The 16,870-nt window shown below is 65.9% G+C and carries 17 protein-coding genes; 16 read left to right on the forward strand and 1 reads right to left on the reverse strand.

Annotated elements, in window-relative coordinates:
* Positions 1-57: 57 nt before the first annotated feature.
* The 13 genes from nifH (at position 58) to ACWPN7_RS14110 (ending at position 13,431) form a co-directional block, all read left to right on the forward strand.
* The gene (gene nifH / locus ACWPN7_RS14050) at positions 58-939 is read left to right on the forward strand and encodes a nitrogenase iron protein (protein ID WP_014239786.1); all 882 of its coding nucleotides are present in this window, start codon (positions 58-60) and stop codon (positions 937-939) included.
* 141 nt (positions 940-1,080) lie between these two features.
* Complete coding sequence (gene nifD, locus ACWPN7_RS14055) at positions 1,081-2,520, forward strand: nitrogenase molybdenum-iron protein alpha chain (protein ID WP_014239785.1); 1,440 nt, start codon at positions 1,081-1,083, stop codon at positions 2,518-2,520.
* 30 nt (positions 2,521-2,550) lie between these two features.
* Positions 2,551-4,110: a nitrogenase molybdenum-iron protein subunit beta gene (gene nifK / locus ACWPN7_RS14060; RefSeq protein WP_038531127.1), complete on the forward strand. Its 1,560-nt coding sequence runs from the start codon at positions 2,551-2,553 to the stop codon at positions 4,108-4,110.
* Between the two features lie 208 nt (positions 4,111-4,318).
* A complete protein-coding gene (locus tag ACWPN7_RS14065; RefSeq protein WP_349619474.1) occupies positions 4,319-4,849 on the forward strand; it encodes an RrF2 family transcriptional regulator in 531 nt (176 codons plus the stop codon).
* Positions 4,850-4,995: 146 nt separating this feature from the next.
* A complete protein-coding gene (locus ACWPN7_RS14070) occupies positions 4,996-6,204 on the forward strand; it encodes an NAD(P)/FAD-dependent oxidoreductase (RefSeq protein ID WP_459196974.1) in 1,209 nt (402 codons plus the stop codon).
* Positions 6,205-6,656: 452 nt separating this feature from the next.
* Complete coding sequence (locus ACWPN7_RS14075; protein WP_051657912.1) at positions 6,657-8,144, forward strand: methyl-accepting chemotaxis protein; 1,488 nt, start codon at positions 6,657-6,659, stop codon at positions 8,142-8,144.
* Positions 8,145-8,348: 204 nt separating this feature from the next.
* Entirely contained in the window at positions 8,349-9,764 is a 1,416-nt protein-coding gene (nifE, locus tag ACWPN7_RS14080) for a nitrogenase iron-molybdenum cofactor biosynthesis protein NifE (RefSeq protein ID WP_459196973.1), read from the forward strand.
* Between the two features lie 5 nt (positions 9,765-9,769).
* Entirely contained in the window at positions 9,770-11,182 is a 1,413-nt protein-coding gene (gene nifN, locus ACWPN7_RS14085; protein WP_038528995.1) for a nitrogenase iron-molybdenum cofactor biosynthesis protein NifN, read from the forward strand.
* A gap of 47 nt (positions 11,183-11,229) precedes the next feature.
* A complete protein-coding gene (gene nifX, locus ACWPN7_RS14090; RefSeq protein WP_038531130.1) occupies positions 11,230-11,631 on the forward strand; it encodes a nitrogen fixation protein NifX in 402 nt (133 codons plus the stop codon).
* Positions 11,632-11,635: 4 nt separating this feature from the next.
* Complete coding sequence (locus ACWPN7_RS14095) at positions 11,636-12,100, forward strand: NifX-associated nitrogen fixation protein (RefSeq protein ID WP_038529001.1); 465 nt, start codon at positions 11,636-11,638, stop codon at positions 12,098-12,100.
* Between the two features lie 10 nt (positions 12,101-12,110).
* Complete coding sequence (locus ACWPN7_RS14100; RefSeq protein ID WP_149649555.1) at positions 12,111-12,317, forward strand: CCE_0567 family metalloprotein; 207 nt, start codon at positions 12,111-12,113, stop codon at positions 12,315-12,317.
* Positions 12,318-12,488: 171 nt separating this feature from the next.
* Positions 12,489-12,782, forward strand: a complete 294-nt coding sequence (gene fdxB / locus ACWPN7_RS14105; RefSeq protein WP_014239775.1) for a ferredoxin III, nif-specific — start codon at positions 12,489-12,491, stop codon at positions 12,780-12,782.
* A 58-nt stretch (positions 12,783-12,840) separates the two neighbouring features.
* Complete coding sequence (locus ACWPN7_RS14110) at positions 12,841-13,431, forward strand: nitrogen fixation protein NifQ (protein ID WP_407825035.1); 591 nt, start codon at positions 12,841-12,843, stop codon at positions 13,429-13,431.
* Positions 13,432-13,465: 34 nt separating this feature from the next.
* Here the strand turns inward: ACWPN7_RS14110 and ACWPN7_RS14115 are convergent, their stop codons facing one another.
* A complete protein-coding gene (locus tag ACWPN7_RS14115) occupies positions 13,466-13,963 on the reverse strand; it encodes a hypothetical protein (RefSeq protein WP_103040306.1) in 498 nt (165 codons plus the stop codon).
* Positions 13,964-14,244: 281 nt separating this feature from the next.
* On the opposite strand from ACWPN7_RS14115, the gene ACWPN7_RS14120 reads away from it, so the two are divergent.
* The 3 genes from ACWPN7_RS14120 to nifS are packed head-to-tail and all read left to right on the forward strand — an operon-like array spanning position 14,245 to position 16,800.
* Positions 14,245-14,625, forward strand: a complete 381-nt coding sequence (locus tag ACWPN7_RS14120; RefSeq protein ID WP_014239772.1) for a HesB/IscA family protein — start codon at positions 14,245-14,247, stop codon at positions 14,623-14,625.
* Positions 14,626-14,673: 48 nt separating this feature from the next.
* Positions 14,674-15,591 (forward strand): Fe-S cluster assembly protein NifU, encoded by a 918-nt coding sequence (gene nifU, locus ACWPN7_RS14125; RefSeq protein WP_038529006.1) that lies wholly within the window; start codon positions 14,674-14,676, stop codon positions 15,589-15,591.
* 3 nt (positions 15,592-15,594) lie between these two features.
* Positions 15,595-16,800 (forward strand): cysteine desulfurase NifS, encoded by a 1,206-nt coding sequence (gene nifS / locus ACWPN7_RS14130; protein ID WP_145679125.1) that lies wholly within the window; start codon positions 15,595-15,597, stop codon positions 16,798-16,800.
* Positions 16,801-16,870 lie beyond the last annotated feature (70 nt).

Consider the following 16,870-nt stretch of genomic DNA (forward strand, 5'->3'; position numbering starts at 1 on the left):
GCAGGCCGCCCCGGAATTGAAGACACCCTGTAGACCCAAGCAAAGGAGTAACCTCCCATGTCTTTGCGCCAGATTGCGTTCTACGGTAAGGGCGGTATCGGCAAGTCCACCACCTCCCAGAACACCCTGGCCGCGCTGGTCGAGCTGGATCAGAAGATCCTGATCGTCGGCTGCGATCCGAAGGCCGACTCGACCCGCCTGATCCTGCACGCCAAGGCGCAGGACACCGTGCTGCACCTCGCCGCCGAAGCCGGCTCGGTCGAGGATCTGGAACTCGAGGACGTTCTCAAGATCGGCTACAAGGGCATCAAGTGCGTCGAGTCCGGCGGTCCGGAGCCGGGGGTCGGCTGCGCCGGCCGCGGCGTGATCACCTCGATCAACTTCCTCGAAGAGAACGGCGCCTACGACGACGTGGACTACGTCTCCTACGACGTGCTGGGCGACGTGGTGTGCGGCGGTTTCGCCATGCCCATCCGCGAGAACAAGGCCCAGGAAATCTACATCGTCATGTCCGGTGAGATGATGGCGCTCTACGCCGCCAACAACATCGCCAAGGGCATTCTGAAGTACGCGCACAGCGGCGGCGTGCGCCTCGGCGGCCTGATCTGCAACGAGCGCCAGACCGACAAGGAAATCGACCTCGCCTCGGCCCTGGCCGCCCGCCTCGGCACCCAGCTCATCCACTTCGTGCCGCGCGACAACATCGTGCAGCACGCCGAGCTGCGCCGCATGACCGTGATCGAGTACGCGCCGGACAGCCAGCAGGCCCAGGAATACCGCCAGCTCGCCAACAAGGTCCACGCGAACAAGGGCAAGGGTACCATCCCGACCCCGATCACGATGGAAGAGCTGGAAGAGATGCTGATGGACTTCGGCATCATGAAGTCGGAGGAGCAGCAGCTCGCCGAGCTCCAGGCCAAGGAAGCCGCCAAGGCCTGACACCTGGATCCCTGACGGGGCACAGGTCTGAACTGGCCCCCTCCCCAGCCCACCCCGCCATTGTGCGCGGGGTGGGAGAGAGGGGGCTCGGTCCCGCGCTGAAGTGGCGCGGACAATGAGAGCATGCAGGAGACTGGCACCATGAGCCTGTCCGTGAACGAAGGCGTCGACGTCAAGGGTCTCGTCGACAAGGTTCTCGAAGCGTATCCCGAGAAGTCGCGCAAGCGCCGCGCCAAGCACCTGAACGTGCTGGAGGCCGAGGCGAAGGACTGCGGCGTCAAGTCGAACATCAAGTCGATCCCCGGTGTGATGACCATCCGTGGTTGCGCCTACGCCGGTTCCAAGGGCGTGGTGTGGGGTCCGATCAAGGACATGATCCACATCTCCCACGGCCCGGTCGGCTGCGGCTACTACTCCTGGTCCGGCCGCCGCAACTACTATGTCGGCGACACCGGCGTGGACAGCTGGGGCACGATGCACTTCACCTCCGACTTCCAGGAGAAGGACATCGTCTTCGGCGGCGACAAGAAGCTGCACAAGGTGATCGAGGAGATCAACGAGCTGTTCCCGCTCGTCAACGGCATCTCCATCCAGTCCGAGTGCCCGATCGGCCTGATCGGCGACGACATCGAGGCGGTCGCCCGCGCCAAGTCCGAGGAGCTGGGCAAGCCGGTCGTTCCGGTCCGTTGCGAAGGCTTCCGCGGCGTCTCCCAGTCGCTGGGCCACCACATCGCCAACGACGTCATCCGCGACTGGATCTTCGAGAAGACCGAGCCGAAGGAAGGCTTCGTCTCCACCCCGTACGACGTCACCATCATCGGTGACTACAACATCGGTGGCGACGCCTGGGCCAGCCGCATCCTGCTGGAAGAGATCGGCCTGCGCGTGATCGCCCAGTGGTCGGGCGACGGCACCCTCGCCGAGCTGGAGAACACGCCGAAGGCGAAGGTGAACCTCATCCACTGCTACCGCTCGATGAACTACATCGCGCGCCACATGGAAGAGAAGTTCGGTATTCCGTGGATGGAGTACAACTTCTTCGGCCCGTCGCAGATCGCCGAGTCCCTGCGCAAGATCGCCGCTCTCTTCGATGACACCATCAAGGAGAACGCGGAGAAGGTCATCGCCAAGTACCAGCCGATGGTCGACGCCGTCATCGCCAAGTTCAAGCCGCGGCTCGAAGGTAAGAAGGTGATGATCTACGTCGGCGGCCTGCGTCCGCGCCACGTGGTCGACGCCTACCATGACCTGGGCATGGAGATCGTCGGCACGGGTTACGAATTCGCCCACAACGACGACTATCAGCGCACCCAGCACTACGTGAAGGAAGGCACGCTGATCTACGACGACGTCACCGCCTTCGAACTGGAGAAGTTCGTCGAGGTGATGCGTCCGGACCTCGTCGCCTCGGGCATCAAGGAAAAGTACGTCTTCCAGAAGATGGGCCTGCCCTTCCGCCAGATGCACTCCTGGGATTACTCGGGTCCGTATCACGGCTACGACGGCTTCGCGATCTTCGCCCGCGACATGGATCTGGCCATCAACAACCCCGTCTGGGGCATCATGAAGGCTCCGTTCTAAAGCGGCCTCTGGAAGATAGGAGTAATGAGCATGTCCCACCCCGTTTCCCAGAGCGCCGACAAGGTCATCGACCACTTCACGCTCTTCCGTCAGCCCGAATACAAGGAGCTGCTCGAGCGCAAGAAGACGGAGTTCGAGTACGGCCACTCCGACGAAGAGGTCGCCCGGGTTTCCGCGTGGACCAAGACGGAAGAGTACAAGGAAAAGAACTTCGCCCGTGAGGCGGTCGTCATCAACCCGACGAAGGCCTGCCAGCCGATCGGCGCGATGTTCGCGGCCCAGGGCTTCGAGGGCACCCTGCCCTTCGTCCATGGCTCGCAGGGCTGCGTCGCCTACTACCGCACGCACCTCACCCGCCACTTCAAGGAGCCGAACTCCGCGGTCTCCTCGTCGATGACGGAAGACGCGGCGGTGTTCGGCGGCCTGAACAACATGATCGACGGCCTGGCCAACGCCTACGCGCTGTACAAGCCGAAGATGATCGCCGTGATGACCACCTGCATGGCGGAAGTCATCGGCGACGACCTCTCGGGCTTCATCAACAACGCGAAGAACAAGGAAAGCGTCCCGGCGGATTTCCCGGTTCCCTTCGCCCACACCCCGGCCTTCGTCGGCAGCCACATCGTTGGCTACGACAACATGATCAAGGGCGTTCTGACCCACTTCTGGGGCACGTCGGAGAACTTCGACACCCCGAAGAACGAGAAGATCAACCTGATCCCGGGCTTCGACGGCTTCGCGGTCGGCAACAACCGCGAGCTGAAGCGCATCGCCGGCCTGTTCGGTATCGACCTGACGATCCTGTCGGACGTGTCGGACAACTTCGACACCCCGGCCGACGGCGAGTACCGCATGTATGACGGCGGCACCCCGCTGGAGGCCACGAAGGAGGCCGTCCACGCCAAGGCCACCATCTCCATGCAGGAATACTGCACCCCGCAGTCCCTGCAGTTCATCAAGGAGAAGGGCCAGCAGGTCGCCAAGTACAACTACCCGATGGGCGTCACCGGCACCGACGAGCTTCTGATGAAGCTGGCCGAGCTGTCCGGCAAGCCGGTCCCGGCGGAGTTGAAGCTGGAGCGCGGCCGTCTCGTCGACGCCATCGCCGACAGCCACACCCACCTGCACGGCAAGCGCTTCGCCGTGTACGGCGACCCGGACTTTTGCCTGGGCATGTCGAAGTTCCTGATGGAGCTGGGCGCCGAGCCGGTGCACATCCTGTCCACCTCCGGCTCGAAGAAGTGGGAGAAGCAGGTCCAGAAGACGCTCGACGCCTCGCCGTTCGGCAAGTCCGGCAAGGCCTACGGCGGCAAGGACCTCTGGCACCTGCGCTCGCTGCTGTTCACCGACAAGGTCGACTACATCATCGGCAACAGCTACGGCAAGTACCTGGAGCGCGACACCAAGATCCCGCTCATCCGCCTGACCTACCCGATCTTCGACCGCCACCACCATCACCGTTACCCGACCTGGGGCTACCAGGGCGCTCTGAACGTGCTGGTGCGCATCCTGGATCGGATCTTCGAGGATATGGACGCCAACACGAACATCGTCGGCGAGACCGACTACTCGTTCGATCTGGTGCGCTGACCTCCCCCGGCCGGCGCGGGGCCTCCATCCCCCCGCCCGGCCGCTTCCCCGGAGAGCCGGAGTCCACCGCGAGGTGGGCTCCGGCTTTTCCATGTCCGGCCTGCCGCCTCCGTGAACGCGGACAAACGTTATCTGCGTTTTCCGTCTTGCGCCCGATAACGCGGACTGATACGGTCTGTGTTGTCGAGACCGTTGGACGGGCCACGCCATGGCACACCTCACCGCAAGCGTCGAATACGGCATCCACTGCCTGCTCTGGCTGGCCGCCGCCGGCGACACGCCGCTGAGCAGCCGGGATCTGGCGGAGTTGCAGGGCATCTCTCCCTCTTTCCTCGCCAAGATCTTTCCGAAGCTGGAGAAGGCGGGGATCGTCACGGCCAGCGAAGGGGTGCGCGGCGGTTACCGCCTCGCCAAGGCGCCGGAAGACATCAGCTTCCTCGTCATCGTCGACGCCATCGAGGGCGAGAAGCCGCTGTTCGAGTGCCAGGAGATCCGCGGCCGCTGCGCGGTCTTCAATGACAGACCGCCGGATTGGGCAACCTCCGGCGTCTGCGCCATCCACGCCGTGATGCTGAAGGCCGAAAAGGCGATGCGGGACACGCTGGCCAAGGAGACTCTGGCCAGCGTCGGCGAGACCTTCGGGCGCAAGGCCCCGCCGGACTTCCAAGGCGACGTCCAGACCTGGATCGACTCGCGCCTCAGCGCCCGCGCCGCATCACGGACACGGCAGACACCGTAGCTGGCCACCGCAGCCGGCCCGACCACCACGCCTCATCCAATGCCCTGAAACACCTCCCGGACCTCCGCCGGACGGACGGGATGGCTGCCGCGCACCCGCGCGCCAGAACGCTCCCTCCTGTCCGGCTTTCAGAAGGACACAGAGTCATGACCCAACAAATCGTCATCGCCGGTTCCGGTTTCGCCGGATTGTGGGCCGCCCTGTCCGCCGCCCGCGCCGTGGCGCTGGCCGGCCGCGACGGCGACGTCGCGATCACCGTCGTCTCGCCGGCCCCCCAGCTCCACATCCGCCCCCGCCTCTACGAAGCGGTGCTGGAAGGCATGGCGCCGGACCTCGCGGCGCTGTTCGAGGCGGTGGGCGTCCGCCACGTCTCCGGCGTCGTGACAACGATCCACGCCGGCCATCGCGCGGTGGACGTCACCGGCACCGACGGCGCCCGGTTCACCCTGCCCTACGACCGCTTCGTCCTGGCCGCGGGCAGCCGCCTGTTCACCCCGCCCATTCCCGGTCTCGCCGAGCACGCCTTCAACGTCGACCAACTCGACAGCGCGCACGCCCTCGACGCCCATCTGAAGGCCCTGGCCGCCCAGCCGGAGACGGCGGCGCGCAACACCGTGGTGGTGGCCGGCGGCGGCTTCACCGGCATCGAGACGGCGGCGGAGATGCCGGACCGGCTGCGCGCCATCCTGGGCGCGGACGCCAAGGTCCGCGTCGTGGTGGTCGAACAGGCGCCGGCCATCGGCCCGGACCTCGGCCCGGTGCCGCGCCCCGTCATCGAGCAGGCGCTGGCCGAATGCGGCGTGGAGATCGTCGCCGGCACGGCGGTCGCCACCATCGACGCTGGAGGCGTCACCACCTCCACCGGCGAGCGCATCGCCGCCGACACCGTCGTCTGGACGGCGGGCGCCCGCGCCAACCCTCTGGCCGCGCAGATCAGCGGCGAGCATGACCGGTTCGGGCGCGTCCCGGCCGATCCGTTCCTGCAGGCGGTCGGCAGCGACGGGATCTTCGTCACCGGGGACGTGGCGCGGGCCGCCACCGACGACCTCGGCAACGTCGCCGCGATGTCCTGCCAGCACGCCCTCAGCTTGGGCCGCGTCGCCGGCCACAACGCCGCGGCGGAGCTGGTCGGCCTGCCCAGCCACCCCTACAGCCAGCCCAAATACGTGACCTGCCTCGATCTCGGCCCGTGGGGCGCGCTCTTCACCGAAGGCTGGGACCGGCAGGTCCGGCTGACCCGCGAGGAGGGCAAGGCGGTGAAGCGCGAGATCAACACCAAGTGGATCTACCCGCCCCAGCCGGACCGCGACGCCGTCTTCGCGATCGCCAACCCCGATTATGTGATCGTTCCCTGACGATCGTTCCCTGACGATGGCCCTGCGGAACCGCGCCCCTTGCCACCGCAGCGCGCGGTTCCGCACAGGCGTTACTTTCGGTGGAACACTCCGGCAGCGCCAGCCCGCACCCTTTGCAGGCACACCCGCCTCACAGCTTTCCATGGAAAGAGATCGACGGAAAACGGTCTCGTTCGCTTTTGCGAATCCCCTCTTTTGCGCTTGTTGGTTGAATAAACTGGGATCTAAATCTCTGGGCCACGAGCCATCACCACCGGAAGAATGACCACAACATCAACAAAAAATTGCGTACAATTACCTATCTGCGAAACGACATATCTTAGCGAATACAATCATCGCCGAAACGACATGGCACCCCACAACACCGCATGAACGCCAATTAATTGTTTTTTATATAAATTGCCGATAACCTCAAATCATCATTCCCTTTTTGCCCCATAAGGACAATCAACATGCCCTTTAAAACCTTTCTAAGGTCGGCAGACACGGAAGCGACGGAAATAACCACCGCATTAGACAAATCTAATGGCATAATCACCTTTGACACATCTGGCAACATATTGTCGGCGAATGATCAATTTCTCCGATGTATGGGCTACAGCTTTGAGGAAATCAAAGGGAAGCATCACCGGATTTTCGTCGAACCGAACCTTCACGATAGCCTGGATTACAAGAATTTTTGGGAGTGTCTGCGCCGGGGTGAGTTCCAGTCCTCCCTCTACAAACGCATCGGCAAGGGCGGGCGGGAAGTCTGGATCGAGGCGTCCTACAACCCGATCAAGAACCGCCAGGGCGTCACCCACAAGGTGGTCAAGGTGTGCACCGACGTCACCGAGCGCCATCTGGAGCACATCGATCTGCGCGGCAAGGCGGAGGCCATCTCCAAGTCCCAGGCGGTGATCGAATTCACCCCCGATGGCACCGTCATCACCGCCAATGAGAATTTCCTGTCCCTGCTCGGCTACACGCTGCGGGAGATCGAGGGGCGCCATCACAGCACCTTCGTCGATCCGGCGGAGCATGGCGGCGCGGACTACCGGGCCTTCTGGGAGAGCCTGCGGCAGGGCCGTTTCCAGGCCGCCCAGTACAAGCGGATCGGCAAGGGCGGCCGCGTTGTGTGGATTCAGGCGTCCTACAACCCGGTGTTCGACACCAGCAACCGGCTGTCCAAGATCGTCAAGTTCGCCACCGACATCACCCGTCAGGTGGAACTGCTGGACCAGTTGAAGGCGCTGATCGACAACAACTTCACCGAGATCGACGCCGCGCTCTCCGCCGCCGGCCGGCAGGCCGAGGACGCCGCCCAGCGGTCCGGCGCGACGCAAGGCACCGTCCAGACCGTCGCCGCCAGCGCCGAGGAACTCGCCGCGTCGGCCCGCGAGATCGCCGACAGCATGATCCGTTCGCGCCAAGCGGCGAGCACCGCGATGGACGAGACGGGGAACGCCGACCGGGCGGCGGCGCGCCTGACGGAGGTCGCCAAGGCGATGGGCGGCATCGTCGATCTGATCAGCTCCATCGCCAGCCAGATCAACCTGCTGGCGCTCAACGCCACCATCGAGGCGGCGCGGGCCGGCGAGGCGGGGCGCGGCTTTGCGGTTGTCGCCAACGAGGTCAAGAATCTCGCCAACCAATCGGCCAACGCGACCGCCCAGATCTCCAAGGAGATCGAAGGCATGCAGGCCGTCTCGTCCGACGTGGTCGCGTCGCTGGGCAACATCCGTCAGGCCACCAGCAACCTGATGGAGTTCGTCACCGTCTCCGCCGGAGCGGTGGAGGAGCAGAGTGCGGTGACCGGCGACATGTCCACCAACATGCAGAACGCGTCGGCCTCGGTCAGCGCCGTCGACCACAACATCGGCGCCATCAACTCCGCGATCACCCAGATCGCCTCGGCGGTCTCGGAAACCAAGGAAGCCGCCAAGGTTCTGGCCCGTTGAGGGCACGCGCCGTGCGCGTCCGGCCATCGCCCCAGGCTGTGCGATACCCGACAAAGTCCGCGATTGTCGGGTATCGCACACGAGGCCGATCTCCTTAACTTATTGAATATAAACAATTCACAGTCTGGCACACCTCCTGCATATGACTGACTTACAGGCGACTGGCCCACAGGCGCCGATGTCGGCCAATGGCGGGAGAAGGTCATGCTCCAGGAAAAGCTCCAGGACGTCTTCAACGAGCCGGGTTGCTCCACCAACCAAGCCAAGTCGGAGAAGGAGCGGAAGAAGGGTTGCTCCAAGGCTCTGAAGCCGGGAGCCGCCGCCGGAGGCTGCGCCTATGACGGCGCGATGATCGCGCTCCAGCCGATCGCCGACGCCGCCCACCTCGTGCACGGGCCGATCGCCTGCCTCGGCAACTCCTGGGACAACCGCGGCACCAAATCGTCAGGCTCGCAGCTCTACCGCACCGGCTTCACCACGGACATGTCGGAACTCGACATCATCCACGGCGGCGAGAAGAAGCTCTACAAGGCGATCAAGGAGATCGTGCAGCAGTACGATCCGCCGGCCGTCTTCGTCTATCAGACCTGCGTCCCCGCCATGATCGGCGACGACATCGAGGCGGTCTGCAAGTTCGCGGCGAAGAAGCTGGGCAAGCCGGTGATCCCGGTGATGGCGCCGGGCTTCGTCGGGTCGAAGAATCTGGGCAACAAGCTGGCCGGCGAGACGCTGCTCGACCACGTCATCGGCACGGTGGAGCCGGAGGTCACGACCCCGACCGACATCTGCATCGTCGGCGAATACAATCTGGCCGGCGAGCTGTGGCTGGTGAAGCCGCTGCTCGACGAGATCGGCATCCGCATCCTGTCCTGCATCTCCGGCGACGGGCGCTACAACGAGGTGGCGCAGGCCCACCGGGCGCGGCTGACCATGGTGGTCTGCTCGCAGGCGCTGGTGAATGTCGGGCGCAAGATGCAGGAGCGCTGGGGCATCCCCTATTTCGAAGGCTCCTTCTACGGCGTGTCGGACATGTCGGACACGCTGCGCACCATGGCCCGCATGCTGGTGGAGCGCGGCGCCGACAAGGCGATCATCGACCGCACCGAAGGCGTCATCGCCCGCGAGGAAAGCCGCGTCTGGCGGCGTCTGGAACCCTACAAGCCGCGCTTCGACGGCAAGCGCGTCCTGCTGTTCACCGGCGGCGTGAAGAGCTGGTCGATGGTCACCGCGCTGGAAGGCGCCGGGCTCACCATCGTCGGCACCTCCACCAAGAAGTCGACCAAGGAGGACAAGGAGCGCATCAAGAAGATGAAGGGGGAGGAGTTCCACCAGTGGGACGACCTGAAGCCCCGCGACATCTACAAGATGCTGCGCGACAGCGAGGCCGACATCATGATGTCCGGCGGCCGGTCGCAGTTCATCGCGCTGAAGGCCAAGGTGCCGTGGCTCGACCTGAACCAGGAGCGCCACACCCCCTACGCGGGCTATGACGGCATCGTCAATCTGTGTGAGGAAATCGACAAGACACTGTCCAACCCGATCTGGCGGCAGGTGCGTCTGGCCGCCCCCTGGGACTTGAAACCGGATGCCAGGCCGGAAGCCAAGCCGGTGGGAGCGTAATCGCCATGGGCAACATCCAGCGCTTCCCCCACTCCGCCAAGGCGGCCGCCACCAACCCGCTGAAGATGAGCCAGCCGCTGGGCGCGGCGCTCGCCTTCCTCGGCGTGGACCGCTGCATGCCGCTGTTCCACGGCAGCCAGGGCTGCACCGCCTTCGGGCTGGTCCTGCTGGTCCGCCATTTCCGCGAGGCCATCCCGCTCCAGACCACGGCGATGGATCAGGTCTCGACCATCCTCGGCGGCTACGAGAATCTGGAGCAGGCCGTCCGCACCATCCACGAGCGCAACGCGCCCGCCCTGATCGGCGTCGCCACCACCGGCGTGACCGAGACCAAGGGCGAGGACATGGCCGGCCAGTATTCGCTGTTCCGCCAGCGCAACCCCGCCTTGGCCGGCCTGAAGCTGGTCTTCGCCAACACCCCGGACTTCTCCGGCGGGTTCGAGGACGGCTTCTCCGCCGCGGTGACCGGCATCGTCGAGGAGGTCGTCCAGCCGTCCGACAAGACGGTGAAGGGCCAGATCAACGTGCTGGCCGGCAGCCACCTGTCGCCGGGCGACGTGGAAGAGCTGCGCGACATCATCGAGAGTTTCGGCCTGTCGCCGATCTTCCTGCCCGACCTGTCGCTGTCCATGTCGGGCCGCCAGCCCGACGACTTCACGGCGACCTCGCTGGGCGGCGTGACGGTGGAACAGATCGCGTCGATGGGCGCGTCGGAAGCCACGCTGGTGGTCGGCGAGCATATGCGCGTCGCCGCCGCGGCGCTGGAGCTGAAGACCGACGTGCGCAGCCTTTTCTTCGACCGGCTGACCGGGCTGGAGGCGTCGGACCGCCTCGTCCGCACCCTGTCGGAGCTGTCGGGCCGTCCGGTGCCGGCGAAGCTGCGGCGCCAGCGCGAGACGCTGGTGGACGGCATGCTCGACGGGCATTTCTTCTACAGCCGCAAGCGGATCGCCGTGGCGCTGGAGCCGGACCTGCTCTACGCCGTCACCAGCTTCCTGGCCGACATGGGGGCGGAGGTGATCGCCGCCGTCTCCCCCACCCAGACCGCCGTGCTGGAGAAGCTGAAGGCCGCGACCGTCATGGTCGGCGACCATTCCGACGTGGAGACGCTGGCCCGCGACGCCGACCTGATCGTGTCGAACTCCCACGGGCGGCAGGGGGCGGGGCGCATCGGCGTGCCGCTGCACCGCATGGGCCTCCCGATGTTCGACCGGCTGGGCGCCGGGCTGAAGGTCCATATCGGCTATCGCGGCACGCGCGAGCTTCTGTTCGAAATCGGCAACCTGTTCCTGTCCCGCGAGATGGACCACGACGAGCACGGCCACGGCCATGACCACGGTCACGGTCATCGTCATGGGGACGGGCATGAACACGGCCAGCACTGCGGGAGCGGATCATGCGGATGCAGCGCCGGCTGAGTGTGGTGGGCCAAGCCGAGGACGGCCGGCCCCGCAAAGGAGGTTCCATGAAGGTCGCTTTCTGCACCCAGGACATGCAGCACGTCGATGCGCATTTCGGGTGGGCCAAGAACATCGTGGTCTACGAGGTGGACAAGGCCGGCTACACGATGGTCGAGACCTGCCAGTTCGGCGGCTCGATGTTCGAGGACGGCAACGAGGACAAGCTGATCCCGAAGCTGGACGCGCTGGCCGATTGCGCCATCGTCTACCTGTCGGCCATCGGCGCCTCCGCCGCCGCCCGCGTGGTGGCGAAGAAGATCCACCCCGTGAAGGTGGAGGCCACGGACAGCATCACCGCCCTGCTCGACCGTCTGGTCGAAACCATCAACGGCAACCCGCCGCCCTGGCTGCGCAAGGCCCTGAACGCCGGCCAGCCGCAGGAGCTGGCCTTCGACGAGGAGGATTGAGAGCATGACCGACACCACCGTGGCCACCGGGAGCGACCTTTCCGAGGCCTTCCTGAAGACTCTGGTCATGCTGTTCCGCGCCGAAGACAGCTACGGCGCCTGGGAAGGCAAGAGCGATGAGACGATCCTCGCTCCCTTCATCCTCGACAAGGAAGCCCGCGCCGCCATTCCGATCATGGGCGACCCGGACCCCGACACGCTGTGGCGGCTGGAGCTGTTCTACAAGGCCGTCGGCATCACGGTCGAGAAGCAGACCGGCCACATCGCCTCCCCCATCATGAAGATGAGCCACGAGGGCTTCGGCCGCATGGTGCTGACCACGGGCCGGCTGGTCGTGGTGTCGAAGCACCTGCGCGACGTCCACCGCTTCGGCTTCCCGTCGCTGGAGAAGCTGGCCGCCGACGGCGCCAAGATCGTCGAGGAGGCCGTGGCGCTGATCCGCAAATACCCTGACGTCGCCGATCTGTGAGGATTCCGCCATGTCCGACATCGACGCCCTGAAGGACGAGGTCAAGAAGCTCAACGCCCGCGCGACCCAGAAGAAGATGGACCTGCACGACCTGTCGGAGGAACTGCCGCAGAACTGGCAATCCATCCTCCGGGTCGCCCAGGAGACCTACGACGCCTACAAGACCCTGACCGAGAAGCGCGCCGAGCTGAAGGCGCTGGAGACGGCGTCCGCCTGAGCGGCCTGAATGGAAACATTGCCCCCACCCTAACCCTCCCCCGCTTCGCAGGGGAGGGAACTCCGCCGCTTCGCGATCATCTCCCTCCCCTGCGATAGCGGGGGAGGGCCGGGGTGGGGGCAACGCCCATTCCCACCAAACAACACACCAAGCCCGATTGAGGAGCAGACGATGGCTGAGTTCGTGACCGGCACCACCCGCGGCGGCGCCGCCTGGACGCCGAAATTCGTGGAAAGCATCGACCAGAAGATGTGCATCGGCTGCGGCCGCTGCTTCAAGGTCTGCGGCCGCGACGTGCTGGAGCTGATCGGCATCACCGAGGACGGCGACATCGTCGACGCCTTCGACGACGAGGCCGAGAAGAAGGTCATGAGCGTCAAGAACGCCGGCAACTGCATCGGCTGCGAGAGCTGCGGCAAGGTCTGCTCCAAGAACTGCATCACCCACTTGCCCCAGGCGGCCTGACGGTCGCCGACATTGACTTAGGCGGCCTGACGGCCGCCCGCCCCCGGAGGAGGACGCCATGGGCATCCTGCACGCCGCCCCGCCGGGGGTGGGCGACACCACGCGGCTGTACCGTTGGCTGACCGATCGCCAGGGACGCTGCAACGTCTTCGACGCGCATCTGTTCGCCTGCATCCTGTCCCGCCGCTGGCCGGCGGGTCCGGGCGCGTTGGGACTGGATGACCGAGCGCTCGGCCAGCTTCTCGACCGCTATTTCCCTGGCGCCTTCGCGGCCGGCCTGCCGGTTCCCGACAGTTCGCCCACCCCCCTGCCCCCGCTTCTCCAGAGCGAAGCGGACGACATCGCCGCTCTTCTGCTCGCCCACCGCTCGCTGGGCATCGAGGAGGAGGCATGGCTCGCCGCCATCGTGGCTCGGGCCATGCTCGACGAGGGTGAACTGTGGCGGGATCTCGGTCTGGCCGGACCGAGCCATCTCGCGGCGTTGATGGAGCGCCATTTCGACTCGCTGGCCCTGCTGAACGCCACCGGCACCCGCTGGAAGGCTTTTCTCTACCGCTTCCTCTGCGCGCGGGACGGGCTGATCCCCTGCGGCGCCCCGGTCTGCCGCGATTGCGGCGCGGAGGCCGTGTGCTTCGGGTCGGGTGATTGACGAAACCGATCCGTCAATCACCCCTCTTCCCAAGTCACTCCTCCCCCAGACCTTTCGCCAGCGCAGCGATGACGCCGTAGCCGACCCGGTCCTGCGGATCGATGTCCGTCAGCTTCGCGAGGATCACCCTCGCCTCCTCCACCCGCCCGCTGCGCAGGCTGATGAAAGCCAACGCCTTCAAGGTGAAAAGGGTGAAGCGCGGCGGCCCTTCCTTCGCCCAATCGGTGCTGTCCGCGCGCAGGCTCCGCCAGTCGCCGGCATAGCCGCCCTCACGCGCCGCCGCGTCCAGCCCGATCATCGCCACCCGCTCCGCGTCCGCGAAGCGCTTGCGGTTGAAATAGAATTTGTAGAGCGCGTAGAAGACCGGCAGGACGCGCGGCCCCATCCGGTGGGCCTCCCACAGCAGGGCCTCGCAGGCCGCGGCGTCGGGGCGGGCCTTCACCGCCTCCTGCAGTTTCTCGTCGATGTGCTCGGGCACCTCGCCGAAGGCCATCCGCCCGTTGGACATCCGCAGTTCGACCGGCCGCTCCATCACCCGTCCCCTTCCGTTGTTTCGCAAAACCGTGCGCCCGACCGACAATCCTGTATGGGCCGCAAGCCCACTTCGCAAAAGCCCATAATCAAATTGTGCGTCCTTTCGTCGCAGGATGTCGCAAAGCCGACATGGTCCCGACCCGACAATTGTCGGGAAAACACCAGCCGCTTGACCTGACAATTCATCAAAATCAACAACTTAAAAGTTGGCACGCCGCTTGCTGATCCTATGACCAGGAACGGTCGGCATGCCCGACGAAGCATTTGGAGGCGGCAGACATGGTGACCCTGACGGATGCGGCGGTGAACACCCTGGAGCGCGTGCTGGCGAAGTCTGGCGGCGCCGCGGCCGGCCTGCGCATCGCGGTGGCCGACGGCGGCTGCGCCGGCATGAAGTACCAAATGGGGCTGGAGGCCACGGCGGGCGACGAAGACGCCGTGCTGACCTTCGGCCCGGTGACGATCTTCGTCGATCCGACCAGCCAGCCCTTCCTGACCGGCGTGGTGGTCGATTTCGTCGAAGGGGTCGAGGGCGCGGGCTTCAAGTTCGACAACCCCAACGCCACGGGCAGCTGCGGCTGCGGCAAGTCCTTCTCGGCGGGTCCGGGGGGCAGCTGCTCCTCCGCGCCGGCGGCCGGCGGCTGCGGCACCGCCCACTAACCCCGAACACTCTCCCCCCACCCGGTAACGCGGGAAAGGCAAGGCGTCATGTGGAACTACACCGACAAGGTCAAGGAACACTTCTTCAACCCGAAGAACGCCGGCGCGCTGGATGAGGCGAACGCCGTGGGCGAGGTCGGGTCGATCACCTGCGGCGACGCCCTGAAGCTGATGATGAAGGTCAACCCCGACAGCCAGGTCATCGAGGACGCGAAGTTCCAGACCTTCGGCTGCGGCTCGGCCATCGCGTCCTCGTCGGCGCTGACGGAGATGATCATCGGCAAGACGGTGGACGAGGCGCTGGCCGTCACCAACCGCGACATCGCCGAGTATCTGGGCGGCCTGCCGCCGGAGAAGATGCACTGTTCGGTCATGGGCGCCGAGGCGCTCCGCGCCGCCATCGCCAACTTCAAGGGCGAGGAATGGGTCGACGACCACGAGGAAGGCGAGCTGGTCTGCAAGTGCTTCGGCATCGACGCGGCGATGATCGAGCGCGCGGTGACCGTCAACAGCCTGACCACGCTGGAGGAGGTCACCCACTACACCAAGGCCGGCGGCTCCTGCCAGACCTGCCACGAGAAGATCGAGGAGGTGCTGGAGGCCGTGCTCGCCAAGACCGGCGCGCTGGCCCCGCCCAAGCCCCACGCCCCCGGCACGGTCGGGCTGGACGCCATCAAGCCGCTGGCCCCGAAGGCCGAGGCCGCCCCGGCGAAGCTGACCAACGTGCAGCGCATGCAGAAGATCATGTTCGCCATCGAGGAGCTGCGCCCGCAGATCCAGCGCGACGGCGGCGACGTGGAGCTGGTGGACATCGACGGCAAGGACATCTATGTCCGCCTGACCGGCGCCTGCTCCGGCTGTTCGCAGTCCGCCGGCACCATGATGGGCGTGCAGGCCAAGCTGGTCGAGGCGCTGGGCGAGTTCGTCCGCGTCAAGCCCGCCTCCCTCCTGCCGGCGGGGGCCTGAGCCATGACTGCACAGGGAATCTACCTCGACAACAACGCCACCACCCGCGTCGATCCGGAGGTGCTGGCGGAGATGCTGCCGCTGTTCACCGAGCAGTTCGGCAACCCCTCCTCCATGCACGGCTTCGGCGCCGCGGTGGGCGGCAAGATCGAGTGGGCGCGCAAGCAGGTGCAGGCGCTGCTCGGCGCCGCCCATGACAGCGAGATCGTCTTCACCTCCGGCGGCACGGAGAGCGACAACACCGCCATCCTGTCGGTGCTGGAGGCCTATCCGAAGAAGAAGAGCATCGTCACCAGCGTGGTCGAGCATCCCGCCGTCCTTGCGCTGTGCGACTATCTGGAGAAGAAGCGCGGTTACACCGTCCACCGCATCGGCGTGGACAACCGGGGCAACTTGGACCTCGACGCCTACAAGGCGGCGCTGGGGCCGGACGTCGCCATCGTCTCGATCATGTGGGCAAACAACGAGACCGGGACGATCTTCCCGATCGAGGAGCTGGCCCAGCTCGCCAAGGCCGCCGGCGCGGTGTTCCACACCGACGCGGTGCAGGCGGTCGGCAAGATCCCGATGACGCTCGCCACCAGCGCGGTGGACATGCTGTCGCTGTCCGGCCACAAGCTGCACGCGCCCAAAGGCATCGGCGCGCTCTACGTCAAGCGCGGCCTGCGCTTCCGCCCGATGCTGCGCGGCGGCCACCAGGAGCGCTCGCGCCGCGCCGGCACCGAGAACGCGCCGGGCATCGTCGGGCTGGGAGCGGCGGCACAGCTCGCACTCATGCACATGACCGACGAGAACACGCGGGTGAAGGCGCTGCGCGACAAGCTGGAGCAGGCCATCCTGGCCGCCGTTCCCAACTGCTTCGTCACCGGCAACCCGGCCAACCGCCTGCCCAACACCTGCAACGTCGCCTTCGAGTACATCGAGGGCGAGGCGATCCTCCTGCTGCTGAACGAGGCCGGCATCGCCGCCTCCTCAGGGTCGGCCTGCACCTCCGGGTCGCTGGAGCCGAGCCACGTGATGCGGGCGATGGGCGTGCCCTACACCGCCGCCCACGGCGCCACCCGCTTCTCCCTGTCGCGCGAGACGACCGAGGAGGAGATCGACCGGGTGATCGCGGTGGTCCCCGGCATCATCGCGAAGCTGCGCTCGCTGTCGCCCTACTGGTCGCAGGCGGGCGCCCCCAAGGAGTTCGCACCGGTTTACTCGTAACACCGAGATCGCAGGCCGGGCCGGGCCCGCGTCCCGGCAACCCGCCCGACGACACCCGCCGGGACGCGGT

The organism is Azospirillum sp. UENF 312511 (assembly GCF_058780635.1).

What these genes read in the sequence shown, in the direction of transcription:
- nifD (WP_014239785.1), top strand. Translation starts at nt 1,081, where the DNA reads ATGAGCCTGTCCGTGAACGAAGGCGTCGACGTCAAGGGTCTCGTCGAC.
- nifH (WP_014239786.1), top strand. Translation starts at nt 58, where the DNA reads ATGTCTTTGCGCCAGATTGCGTTCTACGGTAAGGGCGGTATCGGCAAG.
- ACWPN7_RS14110 (WP_407825035.1), top strand. Translation starts at nt 12,841, where the DNA reads ATGGGCATCCTGCACGCCGCCCCGCCGGGGGTGGGCGACACCACGCGG.
- ACWPN7_RS14095 (WP_038529001.1), top strand. Translation starts at nt 11,636, where the DNA reads ATGACCGACACCACCGTGGCCACCGGGAGCGACCTTTCCGAGGCCTTC.
- ACWPN7_RS14065 (WP_349619474.1), top strand. Translation starts at nt 4,319, where the DNA reads ATGGCACACCTCACCGCAAGCGTCGAATACGGCATCCACTGCCTGCTC.
- fdxB (WP_014239775.1), top strand. Translation starts at nt 12,489, where the DNA reads ATGGCTGAGTTCGTGACCGGCACCACCCGCGGCGGCGCCGCCTGGACG.
- ACWPN7_RS14120 (WP_014239772.1), top strand. Translation starts at nt 14,245, where the DNA reads ATGGTGACCCTGACGGATGCGGCGGTGAACACCCTGGAGCGCGTGCTG.
- nifS (WP_145679125.1), top strand. Translation starts at nt 15,595, where the DNA reads ATGACTGCACAGGGAATCTACCTCGACAACAACGCCACCACCCGCGTC.
- nifK (WP_038531127.1), top strand. Translation starts at nt 2,551, where the DNA reads ATGTCCCACCCCGTTTCCCAGAGCGCCGACAAGGTCATCGACCACTTC.
- ACWPN7_RS14100 (WP_149649555.1), top strand. Translation starts at nt 12,111, where the DNA reads ATGTCCGACATCGACGCCCTGAAGGACGAGGTCAAGAAGCTCAACGCC.
- ACWPN7_RS14070 (WP_459196974.1), top strand. Translation starts at nt 4,996, where the DNA reads ATGACCCAACAAATCGTCATCGCCGGTTCCGGTTTCGCCGGATTGTGG.
- nifX (WP_038531130.1), top strand. Translation starts at nt 11,230, where the DNA reads ATGAAGGTCGCTTTCTGCACCCAGGACATGCAGCACGTCGATGCGCAT.
- nifN (WP_038528995.1), top strand. Translation starts at nt 9,770, where the DNA reads ATGGGCAACATCCAGCGCTTCCCCCACTCCGCCAAGGCGGCCGCCACC.
- nifE (WP_459196973.1), top strand. Translation starts at nt 8,349, where the DNA reads ATGCTCCAGGAAAAGCTCCAGGACGTCTTCAACGAGCCGGGTTGCTCC.
- ACWPN7_RS14075 (WP_051657912.1), top strand. Translation starts at nt 6,657, where the DNA reads ATGCCCTTTAAAACCTTTCTAAGGTCGGCAGACACGGAAGCGACGGAA.
- ACWPN7_RS14115 (WP_103040306.1), bottom strand. Translation starts at nt 13,963, where the DNA reads ATGGAGCGGCCGGTCGAACTGCGGATGTCCAACGGGCGGATGGCCTTC.
- nifU (WP_038529006.1), top strand. Translation starts at nt 14,674, where the DNA reads ATGTGGAACTACACCGACAAGGTCAAGGAACACTTCTTCAACCCGAAG.